Consider the following 14,888-nt stretch of genomic DNA (forward strand, 5'->3'; position numbering starts at 1 on the left):
TCGGCCCGCGCGAACGCGGGCCGACGTGTTCAGGTCTCTCGCCGCCAGGCAGGCGGCGGAGTGCAATCTTAGGCGAGCGCCTTGCTGAGATTCTCGGAGATCTTGTCGAGGAAGCCGGTGGTGGAGAGCCACTTCTGGTCGGCACCGACCAGGAGCGCGAGGTCCTTGGTCATGTAGCCGCTCTCCACCGTGTCGACGCACACCTTCTCCAGCGTGGCGGCGAAGGCGGCGAGATCGGCATTGTCGTCGAGCTTGGCGCGGTGGGAGAGACCGCGGGTCCAAGCGAAGATCGAGGCGATGGAGTTGGTCGAGGTCTCCTTGCCCTTCTGGTGCTCGCGATAGTGGCGGGTGACGGTGCCGTGGGCGGCTTCGGCTTCCACGGTCTTGCCGTCCGGCGTCATCAGCACCGAGGTCATCAGGCCGAGCGAGCCGAAGCCCTGCGCCACGATGTCGGACTGCACGTCGCCATCATAGTTCTTGCACGCCCAGACATAGCCGCCGGACCACTTCAGCGCCGAGGCCACCATGTCGTCAATCAGGCGGTGCTCGTACCAGATCTTGCGCTTCTCGAACTCGGCCTTGAACTCGGCGTCGTAGATCTCCTGGAAGATCTTGCGGAAGCGGCCGTCATACTGCTTCAGGATGGTGTCCTTGGTGGAGAGGTACACCGGGTAGCTGCGCTGCAGTCCGTAATTCAGCGAGGCGCGGGCGAATTCGGCGATGGATTCGTCGATGTTGTACATCGCCATGGCGACGCCGCCGCCGGGGTAGTTATAGACCTCGTGCTCGATGGTCTCGCCATTGTCGCCGACGAACTTGATGGTCAGCTTGCCCGAGCCGGGCACCACGAAGTCGGTGGCGCGGTACTGGTCGCCGAAGGCATGGCGGCCGACGATGATGGGCTGGGTCCAGCCGGGGACCAGGCGCGGCACGTTCTTGCAGATGATCGGCTCGCGGAAGATCACACCGCCGAGGATGTTGCGGATGGTGCCGTTCGGCGAGCGCCACATCTTCTTGAGGTTGAATTCCTTCACCCGGCCGACGTCCGGCGTGATGGTGGCGCACTTCACGCCGACGCCGACCCGCTTGATCGCCTCGGCCGCATCCACTGTGACCTGGTCTTCGGTGAGGTCACGATTCTCGACGCCCAGATCGTAATATTCCAGGTCGATGTCGAGGTAGGGGTGGATCAGCTTGTCCTTGATATACTGCCAGATGATACGGGTCATCTCGTCGCCGTCGAGTTCGACGACAGGATTTGCGACCTTGATCTTCGCCATGGGTATCCCTCGCGCGGCGGTATCTTAATGAGGACTCGGCGGGCGTCCGCGCCTCGCTCGCCGGCATCGGGGTGATACCCCGGCTCAGCCGCACTGGAAAGCACGAGGCGCGCCATTTTTCCGCCCTGCGGGAAAATTGTGGTCCGGCTTCGCAACGCCGCGCAGGGCGGCTATACCCGCGGGCTTTGAGGGAGAAGCACGCGCAATGCCAGGTTCGGGTACCGACAGCACCAAACCATGGGCGGAAGGCGGGCCGGTGGTGATCCTGGTCGAGCCGCAGCTCGGCGAGAACATCGGCGCGGCGGCGCGCGCCATGGGCAATTTCGGGCTGTCGCGGCTGCGCCTCGTCAATCCGCGCGAGGCTTGGCCGAACCCGAAGTCGGTGACCTTCGCCTCGGGGGCGGACCGCATACTGGAGGGCGCGCAGCTCTTCCCGGATGTGCGCTCGGCGATCGCCGACCTGAAGTTCGTCGCCGCCACCACGGCGCGCGAGCGTGGCATGGCAAAGCCGGTGTTCGGCGCCGACGCCATCGCCGAGCAGACCGCGGTGCGGCTTGCGGCGGGCGAGGATGTCGGCCTGCTGTTCGGGCGCGAGCGTACCGGCCTCTATACGGAAGAGGTCTCGCTGGCGGATGTGATCCTGACGCTGCCGGTCAATCCCGCCTTCGCCTCGCTCAATCTCGGCATGGCGGTCGCCATCGTCGGCTATGAGTGGTTCAAGCGTGCCTCCTCCGGCGCGCTGCCATTCGCGCCACCGGAGCGCTCGCCTCTGGCCGACAAGGGCGACCTGCTGGCCTTCTTCGATCATATGGAGCGCGAGCTGCAGGAGGCAGCATTCTTCCGCTCGCCGGAGAAGCAGCCCTCCACTACGCGCAACATCCGCAACATCTTCCACCGCATCGGCCTCACACGGCAGGATCTGGCGACGCTGCACGGCATGGTGACGGCGCTGGTCGAGGGGCGGGAAGGGCGGGCGCGCCGCAAGGCCGAGCACACGGCGCGCAAGGAGCGCTGAGCGGGTGAAGCATTCCTGACGTCATTGCGGCGTCACGGCCACGTCGAATGGTTCGGCCTCCAGTCCCCAACGGAGGAATCGGCCATCATGAAAACCGCTCTCATGGTCGCGCTCTCGCTCGCCGTCCTGCTCCCCGCGGCGCAGGCGGAGGAGGCTTCGCCCGTCCCGGTCGGGCGCTCGGAAGTGCTCGCCACCTTCGCCATCAAGGACGCCCGCCAGGCGGTTGGTGTGGATGCGGAGGCGTTCTACGCCATCGACAACACCGTCATCGCCAAGTTCGAGAAGGCCTCCGGCAAGCCGCTGGCGCGGTGGGAGGGCCCATCGGGCGGCCCGATCATCCATCTCGACAGCGCCGCAGTGATCGACGGCAGGATCTACACTGCCCATTCCAACTATCCCGAATGGCCGATGACCTCCTCGCTGGAAGTGTGGGACGCCGCCACGCTGAAGCACGTGGAGAGCCACAGCTTCGGCATCGATCGGGGTTCGCTCACCTGGATCGACCGCGACGCCAAGGGCCAGTTCTGGGGCGGCTTCGCCAATTACAACCGAGTGTTCGACAAGAGCCCGCTCGCTTACAGCAACAAGTACAACACCCAGATCGTGCGCTTCGACAAGGATTGGCGGGTGGCCGAGGCCTATGTGCTGCCGGACAACCTGGTTGATCGCTTCGCCGACATGAGCAATTCGGGCGGCTCCTTCGGCCCGGACGGCAAGCTGTACCTCACCGGCCACGACAATGCCGAGCTCTATGTGATGGAACTGCCCGAGATGGGCTCGGTGCTGCGCTGGACCGCCACCATCCCGCTGCAGATCGCCGGCCAGGGCTTCGCCTTCGACCGCACCAAGCCGGACGTGGTCTACGGCATCATCCGCAAGACCAACCAGGTGACGGTAAACCGCATCATCCCGCCGGGGGTGAACTGAAGCCTGCATCAAAGCGGCGCTCCGTGTGAGCATCCTTCGAGGCTCGCTTCGCTCGCACCTCAGGATGACGTGGTTCTTGTGCGGAAACAGGTCCACGTCATGCTGAGGCGCCGGCCGCAAGGCCGGCCTCGAAGCACGCAAGCTGGGCGCCGCTCACCTTTGATTCACCAAAATGCGCCACAATCCCGCCGGGGATGAGGGACATGACGATGCGTATCGAGACTCCTTCCGTTTCCGGCGCCGGCGGGTCGATGTCCGGCGGATCAAGCAGGCCGTCCTACGTGTCCTATCAATCCGCGGGCGCAGCGCTTCACGCGCCAACCATATTGGTGTTCGATTCCGGCCTCGGCGGGCTCTCGGTGTTCCGCGAACTGGCGCGGGCGAGGCCGGATGCGCGCTTCGTCTACGCGGCCGACGATGCCGGCTTTCCCTATGGCCGCCTCGGCGAGACCGAGCTGGTGGGGCGGGTGCTCTCCGTCATGGAGGCGTTGATCGCCCGGCTGGCCCCGGATGCCGTAGTGATCGCCTGCAACACCGCCTCGACTTTGGTGCTGCCGGCGCTGCGCGCGCGCTATTCCATTCCCTTCGTCGGCACCGTGCCGGCGATCAAACCGGCCTGCGAAGGCTCGGTGACCAAGCAGGTCAGCGTGCTGGCGACGCCCGGCACGGTGAAGCGCGACTATACCCAGGCGCTGATCCGCGATTTCGCCGGCGCGTGTCAGGTCACGCTGGTCGGCTCGCTGCGGCTCGCCTCGATCGCGGAAGCCGCGATGGCGGGCGAAGAGGTGTCGGATGCCGACATCGCCGCGGAGATCGCCCCCGCCTTTGTGCGCGAGGGTAAGGCCCGGACGGACACCGTCGTGCTGGCCTGCACGCATTACCCGCTGATCCTCGAGCGGCTGCAGCGGAACGCGCCCTGGCCGGTGCGGTGGATCGATCCGGCGGCGGCGATTGCGCGCCGGCTCTCCTCGCTGATCGGCCCGGTCGCCTTTGCGGCCAGCCCGGCGCCGCTGCGGCTGTTCTCCACTGCCACGCCGCTCGATGCCGCGCTGATCGAGCGGATCGTCGGGCGCAAGGCGCGCGCCGGCGAAGTGCTGTCCCCGGTTCCGCTGGAAGCCTGACACACCATACCGCCTAACCGACAAGTGCCTTGCATACGTCACGATCCGCGGCCACGCTGCCCGAGCGTCATGGGGCGGCGCCGGGAATCGTGCCGTGGTTGCAAATGATGTGAAGATCTTCAGCCTGACGCGGCGCGCGCTGCTCGCCGGTGCCGGTGCATCGCTCGTGGCGGGCGAGGCGGGGGCGCAGGTCGCCAAGCAGACTTTCCCGCAATGGGTGGCGAGCTTCCGCGCCCGCGCGCAGGCCAAGGGCATTTCCGATACGGTCTATGACCACGTGACGCGCGGACTGAAGCCCGACATTTCGGTCTATGCCAAGGACGACGCCCAGCCGGAATTCCGCGAGGAGCTCTGGCAATATCTCAATCGCCGCGTCTCCGAATGGCGCATCGTCACCGGCAATGCCGCAGCCGCCAAGAATGCGAACCTGCTGAAGCGGCTGGAAGCCGACTACGGTGTCGCGCCAGACGTGCTGCTCGGCCTGTGGGGCATGGAGAGCGCATTCGGCGAGCTGGTGAAAGACCCGGACCATATGAAGCCGGTGTTCGCCTCGCTCGGCGCTCTCGCCTGGGGCGAGCCGCGGCGGCGCAAATATTGGGAAACCGAATTCCTCAACGCCCTCGCCGTGGTGCAGAAGGGTTGGGGACAGCCGTCCGAGATGCTCGGCTCCTGGGCCGGCGCCATGGGCCACACCCAGTGGATGCCCGAGGTGTGGCTGCATCTCGGCGTCGATTTCGACGGCGACGGCAAGCCTTCGCCCTATAGCGTCGGCGATGCGCTGGCCGGCTCCTCGCGCTACCTGCTGGTGCGCGGGCGCTACCAGCGCGGCGTGCCGTGGGGTTTCGAGGTGGTGCCCGGCATGGCCGACAACCTCGCCGACGCCAAGACGGTGCGCGCGGTGGAGCAATGGGCGGCGCTCGGCATCAAGCCGGCCGATGGCAGGCGCTTCGCCTATCCGAAGGCGGCGACGCGGCTATGGGCGCCGGCCGGCACCAATGGGCCGTGCTTCCTGCTGACACAGAATTTCTACGCCGTGCGCTCCTACAACCCGTCGATGAACTACGCGCTCGCGGTCTGCCATCTCGGCGACCGGGTGCTGGGGGAGGGGCCATTCAAGACTCAGTTCCCCGGCGGCGAGCGCGCCTTGACGCTGGCCGAGGTGCAGGAGGTGCAGAAGCGTCTCACCGGTGCCGGCTTCGACACCGGCGGCACCGATGGCCGGGTCGGCAACATGACGATGCGCGCGGTCGCCGGCTTCCAGCAGAAGGTCGGTCTGGAGGCCAACGGCTATGCCGGGCTCGACGTGTTGTCGGCACTGAGGAAGGGCCGATAGGCGCCAACACTTGACGTTCCGCCGCTTTGCGCCTATGCACGCCGCCTCGCGGGATCGGTGACGGTCCCGCGTCACGTTTCACGCACCCGTGGCCGTGTCCGGCGCGTTCGGACAAGACCTGTCAGCGGCCCGCAAGGGCCACAGAGGAGGGGGCGCGATCCAAACCGCAACACTTGCGAGAGGACCAGCGCATGAGCAAGCGCGTCTCGGCGAAGCATAAACTCGATCGCCGCATGGGCGAGAACATTTGGGGCCGCCCGAAGAGCCCCATCAACAAGCGTGAATACGGCCCCGGCCAGCACGGCCAGCGCCGCAAGGGCAAGCTTTCCGACTTCGGCGTGCAGCTGCGCGCCAAGCAGAAGCTGAAGGGCTACTACGCCTCGATCGGCGAGAAGCAGTTCTATGCGGTCTATGTGGAAGCCGCGCGCCTGAAGGGCGACACCGGCGCCAACCTGATCGGCCTGCTGGAGCGTCGCCTCGACGCCGTCATCTACCGCGCCAAGTTCGTCCCGACCGTGTTCGCCGCTCGCCAGTTCGTGAGCCACGGCCACATCAAGGTGAACGGCCGCCGCGTCAACATCCCGAGCTACCAGGTCAAGGTCGGCGATGTGGTCGAGGTGAAGGAAGCGTCCCGCCAGCTGGTGCTGGTGCTGGAGGCGGTCGCCTCGGGCGAGCGCGACACTCCCGACTATCTCGAAGTCGACCACTCCAAGATGACGGCGAAGTTCGCCCGCATCCCGGAGCTCAACGAGGTGCCCTATCCGGTGGTGATGGAGCCCAACCTCGTCGTCGAATATTATTCGCGCTGATCGACACCGATCATCGCCGCCCAATACGAAAAGCCGCCCGGAAGGGCGGCTTTTTTGTTGCGCCGAAATCCTCTCAGCCCATGCGCCGCCAAGCCCAGAGGCACAGCAGTGCGACGGTCAGGCTCCACAGGCCGATGATCGCCGCTGCGGCGGCGCGGCTGACGGGGCGTTGCGCCGCCGCAGCGGCCGTGGCGCGATGCTCCGCCATGATCTCCTCGGGGATCAGCCGGATCGCCAGCAGGATGCCCAGCGGCACGATAACGATATCGTCGAGATAGCCGAGGATCGGGATGAAGTCGGGGATCAGGTCGATCGGCGAAAGCGCATAGGCCGCGACCGCCGCGGCGACGGCTTTCGCGTGCCAGGGCGTGCGCGGATCGCGCGCCGACAAATAGAGCGCGTGCACATCCCGCTTGATGCCACGCGCCCACGCCTTGCTGTTCGCCAACCACGACATCCGCTCACTCTAGCCCAATCCGCCAGGCTCGGGTTCAGACTTGCGGCGCGGCGGGCATCGGATTGCGGGCCTTGATGCGCTATTGGCGGCCGGCGCGGATCGGCGTGCGGTTGGTGATCTGGTCCGGGCCCTTGCCGGCCATGACCTGCTTCACATCCGCCAGCACCTCGGGGCGGATGCGAATAGATGCGCGTCATCACAAAGCCGCCCGCGGACGAAGGGCCGGATCAACGCATCGTCGTGTTACGACATCGAGTTCGATAGTTGCAGCGCGACCGGCATGCGCCTTACGGCGGCAGGATCATCTCGCCGAGGCCGAAGGTCAAAGCGATGCCGAGGAGCGGCGGAATCCAGGCAACCAGGGCGCCACGACCCGGTGGTCCGCGCCGCGCCAGCACCAAGGCGGCGATTGCCGCCCCGATGGTCACGACAACGCCGGACACCCAGACCGCCACTGCGCTTGGATCGCCCCGCGCGCCCTCCGGCCCCTCGAAGACGAAGCCGGCGACACCGATCAGCAAGGCAAGACAGGCGCCGTCCGCCAACAGCCCGAAGGCCAGCAGCACGCGTGCCATGGCGGAAGCGCCGGGTCCGGCTGGATATCAGGCGGTGGCGCGGCCCATCACCGGCACGCCCTTTTCCTCGAGCAGGGTCTGCAGCTCGCCGGCCTGGAACATCTCGCGGATGATGTCGCAACCGCCGACGAACTCACCCTTCACGAACACCTGCGGGATGGTCGGCCAGTTGGTGTATTCCTTGATGCCCGTACGGATCTCGTCGGAATCTAGGACGTTGACGCCCTTGAAGTCGACCCCGAGGTGATTGAGGATCTGCGCGACCTGGCCGGAGAAGCCGCACATCGGGAATTGCGGCGTACCCTTCATGAAGACGACGACGTCGTTGCTCTTCACCTGGCTGTCGATGAAATCATGGATGCTCATGGTCGTGTTCCCTGGGGGATAATCGAGATACGGCACCAAGGCCGCGTTCATTCCGGTACAGTCGTCTGCAATGCCAGCGCGTGCAAGATGCCGCCCATATGGCCCTGCAGCGCCGCATAAACCATCTGGTGCTGCTGCACCCGGCTCTTGCCGCGGAAACTCTCGGACACCACGGTCGCGGAATAATGATTGCCGTCACCGGCGAGATCGCGGATCGACACATCCGCCCCGGGAAGACCTTCCCGAATCAGCCGTTCGATTTCCGCCGCTTCCATCGCCATTCCCGGGCTCTCCCCCTCACATCCGGCCCGCGCCCATATAGATGGGCAGCCAGGCTTCATGCCGCTCGCGCAGCGCTTCGACTATAATTGGGCGTTCGCCCGGCAGATTCAATCGGTCGCCGCCGGTGACGCCGAGCTTGGCGATGGGAATTCCCGCCGCCTCGGCGCGCTTCAGCACCGCCGACTTCGACCCGGTGGTGACGATGTAGCGAGCCTGGTCCTCGCCGAACCAGTAGGCGTGCGCCCGAATGTCCGCCGGCGGCGCAACGAGGCTGGCGCCGATGCCCGAGGCCATCGCCATCTCGGCGACCGCCACCAGCAGGCCGCCGTCGGAGACGTCGTGCACCGCGGTGACCAGGCCGTCGGCGATCAGGCCGCGGACGAATTCGCCATGCTTGCGCTCCTTGGCGAGATCGACCGGCGGCGGTGCGCCGTCCTCGCGGTCGAGGATCTCGGTGAGGAACGCCGACTGGCCGAGCCACCCGGTGGTCTCGCCAATGACGAAGATGACCTCGCCGGTGTCCTTGAAGGCGAGGGTCGCCATCTGCTCGATATCATCGAGCACGCCGACACCGCCAATGGTCGGGGTCGGCAGGATGGCCCGGCCATTGGTCTCGTTATAGAGGCTGACATTGCCGGACACGACCGGGAAGTCGAGCTCGCGGGCGGCCTCGGCGATGCCTTTGATGCAGCCGACCAACTGGCCCATGATCTCCGGCTTCTCGGGATTGCCGAAGTTCAGATTGTCGGTCAATGCCAAGGGCTTGGCGCCAACGGCTGTGATATTGCGCCAGACTTCCGCAACCGCCTGCTTGCCGCCTTCGAACGGGTCCGCCTCGCAATAGCGCGGCGTCACGTCGGTGGCCATGGCCAGGGCCTTGGGGCCGTTCTCGATGCGCACCACGGCGGCGTCGCCGCCGGGGCGCTGGACGGTGTTGTTGAGAATGATGTGGTCGTACTGCTCCCACACCCAGCGCTTGGAGGCGAAGTCCGGCGAGCCGACGAGGCGCTCCAGCGCGCCGTGCACGGTGGCGGTGATGTCGAGCGCGGCGGCGTCGATCGGCGCCTTCTTCGGCGTCGGCACGTGCGGGCGGTCATAGAGCGGGGCCTCGTCGCCTAGCTCCTTGATCGGCAGGTCGGCGACGGTCTCGCCCTTGTGCTTCACCACGAAGCGCAGATTGTCGGTGGTGTAGCCGACAATGGCGAAGTCGAGCCCCCATTTGCGGAAGATGGCCTCGGCCTGCTCTTCCTTGCCCGGCGCGATCACCATGAGCATGCGCTCCTGGCTCTCCGACAGCATCATCTCATAGGCGCTCATGCCTTCTTCGCGGCAGGGCACATTGTCGAGGTTCAGCTCGATCCCGAGGTCGCCCTTGGCACCCATCTCCACCGCCGAGCAGGTGAGCCCGGCCGCGCCCATGTCCTGGATGGCGACGACGCAGCCGGCCGCCATGATCTCGAGGCAGGCTTCCAGCAGCAGCTTCTCGGCAAAGGGATCGCCGACCTGCACGGTCGGGCGCTTCTCCTCGGCACCCTCGCCGAATTCCGCGGACGCCATCGTGGCGCCGTGGATGCCGTCGCGGCCGGTCTTGGAGCCGAGATAGACCACGGGCAGGCCGACGCCGCTGGCCTTCGCATAGAAGATGGAGTCCGCCCGGGCGAGGCCGACCGCCATGGCGTTGACCAGGCAATTGCCGTCATAGCGGGTGTGGAAGCCGACGAGGCCGCCAACGGTCGGCACGCCGAAGGAATTGCCGTAGCCGCCGATGCCGGCGACCACGCCACCGACCAGATGGCGGGTGCGCGGATGGGTCGGATCGCCGAAGCGCAGCGCGTTCAGGCAGGCGATGGGGCGCGCCCCCATGGTGAAGACGTCGCGCAGAATGCCGCCGACCCCGGTCCCCGCGCCCTGATAGGGCTCGATATAGGAGGGGTGGTTGTGGCTCTCCATCTTGAAGACGGCGGCGAGGCCGTCGCCGATGTCGATGACGCCGGCATTCTCGCCCGGGCCCTGGATCACCCACGGCGCCTTGGTCGGAAGGCCGCGCAGATGCAGGCGCGAGGACTTGTAGGAACAGTGCTCGTTCCACATCGCCGAGAAGATGCCGAGCTCGGTGATCGACGGCTCGCGGCCAATGAGCTGCAGGATGCGCTCATATTCATCCGGCTTCAGGCCATGCTCGGCGACGAGCTCGGGCGTGATCTTCGGTTCGTTGGGGATCATGTGGCCGACTTCATTTTCGTAAAAGGTCACGCGCGCTCCAGCACGCCGGCAATGCTCTCGAACAACGGGCGCCCGTCCGTCGGGCCGACGACCGGGTCGGTATGGTTCTCGGGGTGCGGCATCAGGCCGAGCACGTTCAGCTTCTCGGAGACGATGCCGGCGATGGAATTGGCGGCGCCGTTGAGCACCTGCTCGTCATCGCGCTGCCCGGCCGGCGTCACATAGCGGAACACCACGCGGCCATCGCCTTCGAGCCGCTTCAAGGTCTCGACGTCGGCGGTGTAGTTGCCCTCGCCATGGGCCACCGGGAAATGCACCAGCGCGCCCTTGGAATAGCGCCTTGTATACGGGGTGTCGGTGCGCTCGACGCGCAGCAGCGCCTCGCGGCAGATGAAGCGCAGGCGGGCATTGCGCACCAGCACGCCGGGCAGCAGCCCGCTCTCGCACAGGATCTGGAAGCCGTTGCATATGCCCAGCACCAGGCCGCCGCGGGCGGCATGGGCGCGCACCGCCTCCATGATGTTGGCGCGGGCGGCGATGGCTCCGCAGCGCAGATAGTCGCCATAGGAGAAGCCGCCGGGAATCACCACGAGATCGGTGCCGGCGGGCAGCTCGTTGTCACCGTGCCAGACGATGGACGACTTTTTCCCGGTGACGAGCTCGATGGCGCGTGCGGCGTCGCCTTCGCGATTGGAGCCGGGGAAGAGCAGGACGGCTGATTTCATCGCGCCGCCTCAGCCTACGACTTCGATGCGGTAGGTCTCTATCACGGTGTTGGCGAGCAGCTTCTCGCAGGCGTCCTTCAGCGTCGCCTCAGCCTTGGCCGGATCGCCGCCGTCGAGTTCGACGTCGAACACCTTGCCCTGCCGGACGCTGGCGATGCCGGGCACGCCGAGCGAGCGCAGGGCGCCTTCGATCGCCTTGCCCTGCGGATCGAGAACCGCGGATTTCAGGGTGACGAGGACGCGCGCCTTCATGGAAATCTCGTGAGCGATGTTACGAAATGGAAGCGGGGGCACTCGCGCCCCCGCCTAGCATCAGTGTGGACGAGGCTCAACGCCTCATGTGCCAGGCCCTATTTGACGAGGACCGGCCCGGTGCCTTGCGGGCGCTCGCCCTCGGACATGATGCCGAGCCGGCGCGCCACTTCGGAATAGGCCTCGACGAGGCCGCCCATGTCGCGGCGGAAGCGGTCCTTGTCCAGCTTGTCGTTCGACTTGATGTCCCACAGCCGGCACGAATCCGGGCTGATCTCGTCGGCGACGACGATGCGCATCATGTCGTTCTCCCACAGCCGGCCGCATTCCATCTTGAAGTCGACGAGACGGATGCCGACGCCGAGGAAGAGGCCGGACAGGAAGTCGTTGACCCGAATCGCCAGGGCGATGATGTCGTCGATTTCCTGGGTGGTGGCCCAGCCGAACGCGGTGATGTGCTCTTCCGAGACCATCGGGTCGTTGAGCTGGTCATTCTTGTAATAGAATTCGATGATCGAGCGCGGCAGCTGGGTGCCTTCCTCGATGCCGAGGCGGGTCGACAGCGAGCCTGCGGCGACATTGCGCACCACGACTTCGAGCGGGATGATCTCCACCTCGCGGATGAGCTGCTCGCGCATGTTCAGCCGGCGGATGAAGTGAGTCGGCACGCCGATGTCGTTCAGCTTCTGGAATACATATTCCGAGATGCGGTTGTTCAGCACACCCTTGCCGTCAATGACGTCGTGTTTCTTGTTATTGAAGGCGGTGGCGTCATCCTTGAAATGCTGAATCAAAGTGCCGGGCTCGGGGCCTTCGTAAAGGACCTTCGCCTTACCTTCGTAAATGCGGCGGCGGCGGCTCATGGGTGGGTACCGTCGATTGAGGAAATCCATCGGGTGCCGGGGCTCCGGTTACTGGCTGGTCCACGGCTGTGGCGATTGTGTTTCACGCGGCGTGACGTGCTCCGTCGATTCGTGTCGCATTGCACAAGCGCTCACGTCCGGACACTATCCGATCGGTGAACGGGATACAACGCGAGCCCTCGCCGCGCCTTTATCCGCATTGTATCGGGGGCGCAACTCGATCACGTTGACGTGCGCCACGCGCAAGCGGCGTCACAGTGATCTCGATCACGATGAATTGGATCGACTCGATCCAAGTTCATGAAACGTGATCGATGTTTATGGACCAGGCATGATGCCGAAAATCGCTTCGCACTTTTCGGCATCATGCCGCAGGGGAGGGTGTTGGCGTTGATTTGGGGACGGGCTCGCGATAATCAAGCCGCGAACCTTTTGGACAATGCAGGGGCCCAAGCCGCATGAGCACGTTCGACAAGCGCGAAGAAGGGTTTGAATCCAAATTCGCCCACGACGAGACGCTGCGCTTCAAGGCCAATGCGCGCCGCAACAAGGCGCTCGGGCTATGGGCGGCCGAGAAGCTCGGGCTCGATGGCGATGCGGCCGTCGCCTATGCCAAGACCGTGGTCGAATCGGATTTCGACGAGGCTGGCGACCATGACGTCTACCGCAAGGTGAAGGCCGATCTGGACGCCAAGGGCGTCGATGTGTCCGAGCACCGGCTGCGCCGCACCATGGACGATCTGATGACCGAGGCCATCGCCTCGATCAAGTCCGAGGGCTGATCCCTCTACACTGACAAGAGAAGGCGGCTGACATGGTCGATGCCGGGCAGGCCGGGCCGCTTTCCCTTGGCCAGCGGCTCCGCTCGGAGACCGTTTTCGCCTTCTGGTCGGTGGTGCCGAACCAGCACCTTGTCGAGGCGGTGACGCGAAGCGGCTATGGCGGCATCGTGATCGATGCCCAGCATGGCCTGCACGATTTCGCCAGCATCGAGCGCCTGGTGCCGTCCATCGTCTCCTGCGGAGCGAATGCGCTGGTGCGCCTGCCGCTCGGCGACCTCGCGCTCGGCGCCCGCGCGCTCGATGTCGGTTGCGCCGCGGTGATCGTGCCGATGGTGAACACCACCGACGAGGCCAAGGCCGCCGTTGCCGCGATGAAGTATCCGCCGATGGGCGCGCGGAGCTATGGTCCGTTGCGCGGGCTCGCCTATTCCGGGCTGGAGCGCACGGACTATGTCCATCGCGCCAATCACATCACGACGCTGTTCGCCATGGTCGAGACCGAGACCGCGCTGCGCAACCTCGATGCCATCGCCGCGGTGGAGGGCATAGACGGCCTGTTCGTCGGGCCGAACGATCTCGCGGTTTCGCTGACCCGCGGACACAATGCCGATCCCGCCAACCCGCTGGTCATGCAGGCGGTGGAGAAGGTGCGGCTGCAATGCGTGCGGCGCGGCAAGATCGCCGGCATCTATGCCAATACGCCGGAACTCGCCCGCGACTATGCCGGCCGCGGCTATCGGCTGGTCGCCATGGGCAATGAGATCAGCCTCGCCGCCACGGCCGCGGCCGCCGCGCTGTCGGCTGCCCGCGCAAACGTGACCGGCTGATGCGCTGGTATCGTCTTGTTGGTTACAGAGTCACAGATTTCTGACACCGCCCCGCAACCATTCGCGCCTAGTCTCGTTGCGTTAGTTTACCCGGCGCGCTCGTCGCGTTCGGGAGCACGGAGCATGAGCGCCGTGCCGTGTGGAGGTCACTCTCATGCGCTTCGTTAGAGCATCCCTATTTGCAGCTGGATTCCTGCTCGCTGGCACCGCCGGCGCGATGGCCTGGACAGCCACGACCACGACCGCGGCGAATGTGCGCTCGGGTCCGGGAACCGGCTATGCCGTCATCACCACCTTGCCCGCGGGCTCCGTCATCGACGTCTCGTCGTGTCCCGGCAGCTGGTGCCAAACCCAGGAAGGCTTTATCGCCGCAAGCCTGCTCGCGCAGGGCGGCGGCGGGACCCGGGTCGTGGTGCAGCCCTATGCTGACAACTACTATGGCGACGACTATTACGGCGACGATTTTTACGACGACGGCTTCTATGGCGGTGGCTGGGCCGGTGGGGGCTATTGGGGCCCCGGCTGGGGACCAGGCCGTCGGTGGTGGTGGAACAATAACCGCCCGCCGCACTGGGGTGGCAGGCCGCCGCATTGGGGCGGCAAGCCCCCGGGCGGTAGGCCTCCGCAGTGGGGCGGTGGCGGCAGGCCTCCGCATTGGGCTGGTGGCGGCAGGCCGCCCAACTGGGTGAACCGGCCGGGCGGCGGTCCGAGGCCGGGCGGCTGGTCGGGCAACCGCGGGCCGCGGATGAGCTATGGCGGGGGAGGCGGCCAGCGCTTCGGTGGCGGTGGCCAGATGGTCTATCGGCCGAGCGGCGGCGGCGGCTTCGGCGGTGGTGGCCGCATGGGTGGCGGTGGCATGGGTGGCGGTGGCGGCCGGTTCCGCTGATCGCCCGCCCTGGGCAGCCGGGCGGCGCGATGTCGCCGGCAGGTCCATTCCCGCGTCATGGCCGGGCAAAGGCGACCTCCGGTCGCCGTCTCCCGAGAGATGCCGAGGCGACAGCCTCGGCTTTCCCCGGCCATCCACGATTGCTCACTCATCACAAACGTGGAT

The 14,888-nt window shown here is 66.2% G+C and carries 17 protein-coding genes; 8 read left to right on the forward strand and 9 right to left on the reverse strand.

Going from position 1 to position 14,888, the window contains the following annotated elements; translation table 11 throughout:
- Positions 1–68: 68 nt before the first annotated feature.
- Positions 69–1,280 carry an NADP-dependent isocitrate dehydrogenase gene (locus G3545_RS01080; protein ID WP_170009086.1) on the reverse strand — a complete coding sequence of 404 codons (1,212 nt, stop codon included), beginning with the start codon at positions 1,278–1,280 and terminating at the stop codon, positions 69–71.
- A 205-nt stretch (positions 1,281–1,485) separates the two neighbouring features.
- On the opposite strand from G3545_RS01080, the gene G3545_RS01085 reads away from it, so the two are divergent.
- The 5 genes from G3545_RS01085 (at position 1,486) to rpsD (ending at position 6,485) form a co-directional block, all read left to right on the forward strand.
- Positions 1,486–2,295: an RNA methyltransferase gene (locus tag G3545_RS01085; RefSeq protein ID WP_170009087.1), complete on the forward strand. Its 810-nt coding sequence runs from the start codon at positions 1,486–1,488 to the stop codon at positions 2,293–2,295.
- An 87-nt stretch (positions 2,296–2,382) separates the two neighbouring features.
- On the forward strand, positions 2,383–3,222 hold the full coding sequence (locus G3545_RS01090) for a cycloisomerase (protein WP_170009088.1): 840 nt from the start codon (positions 2,383–2,385) through the stop codon (positions 3,220–3,222).
- Positions 3,223–3,473: 251 nt separating this feature from the next.
- The gene (gene murI, locus G3545_RS01095) at positions 3,474–4,343 is read left to right on the forward strand and encodes a glutamate racemase (RefSeq protein WP_170017843.1); all 870 of its coding nucleotides are present in this window, start codon (positions 3,474–3,476) and stop codon (positions 4,341–4,343) included.
- A gap of 94 nt (positions 4,344–4,437) precedes the next feature.
- The gene (locus tag G3545_RS01100) at positions 4,438–5,676 is read left to right on the forward strand and encodes a lytic murein transglycosylase (protein WP_170009089.1); all 1,239 of its coding nucleotides are present in this window, start codon (positions 4,438–4,440) and stop codon (positions 5,674–5,676) included.
- 191 nt (positions 5,677–5,867) lie between these two features.
- On the forward strand, positions 5,868–6,485 hold the full coding sequence (gene rpsD, locus G3545_RS01105) for a 30S ribosomal protein S4 (protein WP_170009090.1): 618 nt from the start codon (positions 5,868–5,870) through the stop codon (positions 6,483–6,485).
- Positions 6,486–6,558: 73 nt separating this feature from the next.
- On the opposite strand, the gene G3545_RS01110 is transcribed toward rpsD, so the two are convergent.
- The 8 genes from G3545_RS01110 to purC all read right to left on the reverse strand — a co-directional run bounded on the left by G3545_RS01110 (position 6,559) and on the right by purC (position 12,258).
- Positions 6,559–6,942 (reverse strand): DUF1232 domain-containing protein, encoded by a 384-nt coding sequence (locus tag G3545_RS01110; protein ID WP_170009091.1) that lies wholly within the window; start codon positions 6,940–6,942, stop codon positions 6,559–6,561.
- A 287-nt stretch (positions 6,943–7,229) separates the two neighbouring features.
- The gene (locus G3545_RS01115; protein WP_170009092.1) at positions 7,230–7,517 is read right to left on the reverse strand and encodes a hypothetical protein; all 288 of its coding nucleotides are present in this window, start codon (positions 7,515–7,517) and stop codon (positions 7,230–7,232) included.
- A 27-nt stretch (positions 7,518–7,544) separates the two neighbouring features.
- A complete protein-coding gene (grxD, locus tag G3545_RS01120; RefSeq protein WP_170009093.1) occupies positions 7,545–7,883 on the reverse strand; it encodes a Grx4 family monothiol glutaredoxin in 339 nt (112 codons plus the stop codon).
- Positions 7,884–7,930: 47 nt separating this feature from the next.
- Positions 7,931–8,164 (reverse strand): BolA family transcriptional regulator, encoded by a 234-nt coding sequence (locus G3545_RS01125; RefSeq protein WP_170009094.1) that lies wholly within the window; start codon positions 8,162–8,164, stop codon positions 7,931–7,933.
- A 16-nt stretch (positions 8,165–8,180) separates the two neighbouring features.
- Complete coding sequence (gene purL, locus G3545_RS01130) at positions 8,181–10,388, reverse strand: phosphoribosylformylglycinamidine synthase subunit PurL (protein WP_170017844.1); 2,208 nt, start codon at positions 10,386–10,388, stop codon at positions 8,181–8,183.
- Between the two features lie 26 nt (positions 10,389–10,414).
- A complete protein-coding gene (gene purQ, locus G3545_RS01135; RefSeq protein WP_170009095.1) occupies positions 10,415–11,113 on the reverse strand; it encodes a phosphoribosylformylglycinamidine synthase subunit PurQ in 699 nt (232 codons plus the stop codon).
- Between the two features lie 9 nt (positions 11,114–11,122).
- Entirely contained in the window at positions 11,123–11,365 is a 243-nt protein-coding gene (gene purS, locus G3545_RS01140; protein ID WP_170009096.1) for a phosphoribosylformylglycinamidine synthase subunit PurS, read from the reverse strand.
- Positions 11,366–11,463: 98 nt separating this feature from the next.
- Entirely contained in the window at positions 11,464–12,258 is a 795-nt protein-coding gene (gene purC / locus G3545_RS01145; RefSeq protein ID WP_170009097.1) for a phosphoribosylaminoimidazolesuccinocarboxamide synthase, read from the reverse strand.
- A gap of 428 nt (positions 12,259–12,686) precedes the next feature.
- Here purC and G3545_RS01150 point away from each other — a divergent pair, with 428 nt between their 5' ends.
- From G3545_RS01150 to G3545_RS01160, 3 genes are all read left to right on the forward strand, one after another.
- On the forward strand, positions 12,687–13,010 hold the full coding sequence (locus G3545_RS01150) for a DUF1476 domain-containing protein (protein ID WP_170009098.1): 324 nt from the start codon (positions 12,687–12,689) through the stop codon (positions 13,008–13,010).
- A gap of 32 nt (positions 13,011–13,042) precedes the next feature.
- Positions 13,043–13,837, forward strand: coding sequence for an aldolase/citrate lyase family protein (locus tag G3545_RS01155; protein WP_170009099.1), 795 nt, complete (start codon positions 13,043–13,045; stop codon positions 13,835–13,837).
- 217 nt (positions 13,838–14,054) lie between these two features.
- Positions 14,055–14,723, forward strand: coding sequence for an SH3 domain-containing protein (locus G3545_RS01160; RefSeq protein WP_170009100.1), 669 nt, complete (start codon positions 14,055–14,057; stop codon positions 14,721–14,723).
- Positions 14,724–14,888: the final 165 nt, after the last annotated feature.

The organism is Starkeya sp. ORNL1 (assembly GCF_012971745.1).
Taxonomy (GTDB): Bacteria; Pseudomonadota; Alphaproteobacteria; order Rhizobiales; family Xanthobacteraceae; genus Ancylobacter.

Bases quoted from the DNA above. Each gene is read 5' to 3' on its own strand.
- purQ (WP_170009095.1), bottom strand. From the start codon at position 11,113: ATGAAATCAGCCGTCCTGCTCTTCCCCGGCTCCAATCGCGAAGGCGAC.
- G3545_RS01110 (WP_170009091.1), bottom strand. From the start codon at position 6,942: ATGTCGTGGTTGGCGAACAGCAAGGCGTGGGCGCGTGGCATCAAGCGG.
- G3545_RS01090 (WP_170009088.1), top strand. From the start codon at position 2,383: ATGAAAACCGCTCTCATGGTCGCGCTCTCGCTCGCCGTCCTGCTCCCC.
- murI (WP_170017843.1), top strand. From the start codon at position 3,474: ATGTCCGGCGGATCAAGCAGGCCGTCCTACGTGTCCTATCAATCCGCG.
- G3545_RS01125 (WP_170009094.1), bottom strand. From the start codon at position 8,164: ATGGCGATGGAAGCGGCGGAAATCGAACGGCTGATTCGGGAAGGTCTT.
- G3545_RS01085 (WP_170009087.1), top strand. From the start codon at position 1,486: ATGCCAGGTTCGGGTACCGACAGCACCAAACCATGGGCGGAAGGCGGG.
- G3545_RS01160 (WP_170009100.1), top strand. From the start codon at position 14,055: ATGGCCTGGACAGCCACGACCACGACCGCGGCGAATGTGCGCTCGGGT.
- G3545_RS01080 (WP_170009086.1), bottom strand. From the start codon at position 1,280: ATGGCGAAGATCAAGGTCGCAAATCCTGTCGTCGAACTCGACGGCGAC.
- rpsD (WP_170009090.1), top strand. From the start codon at position 5,868: ATGAGCAAGCGCGTCTCGGCGAAGCATAAACTCGATCGCCGCATGGGC.
- G3545_RS01150 (WP_170009098.1), top strand. From the start codon at position 12,687: ATGAGCACGTTCGACAAGCGCGAAGAAGGGTTTGAATCCAAATTCGCC.
- purC (WP_170009097.1), bottom strand. From the start codon at position 12,258: ATGGATTTCCTCAATCGACGGTACCCACCCATGAGCCGCCGCCGCCGC.
- purS (WP_170009096.1), bottom strand. From the start codon at position 11,365: ATGAAGGCGCGCGTCCTCGTCACCCTGAAATCCGCGGTTCTCGATCCG.
- purL (WP_170017844.1), bottom strand. From the start codon at position 10,388: ATGATCCCCAACGAACCGAAGATCACGCCCGAGCTCGTCGCCGAGCAT.
- G3545_RS01155 (WP_170009099.1), top strand. From the start codon at position 13,043: ATGGTCGATGCCGGGCAGGCCGGGCCGCTTTCCCTTGGCCAGCGGCTC.
- grxD (WP_170009093.1), bottom strand. From the start codon at position 7,883: ATGAGCATCCATGATTTCATCGACAGCCAGGTGAAGAGCAACGACGTC.
- G3545_RS01115 (WP_170009092.1), bottom strand. From the start codon at position 7,517: ATGGCACGCGTGCTGCTGGCCTTCGGGCTGTTGGCGGACGGCGCCTGT.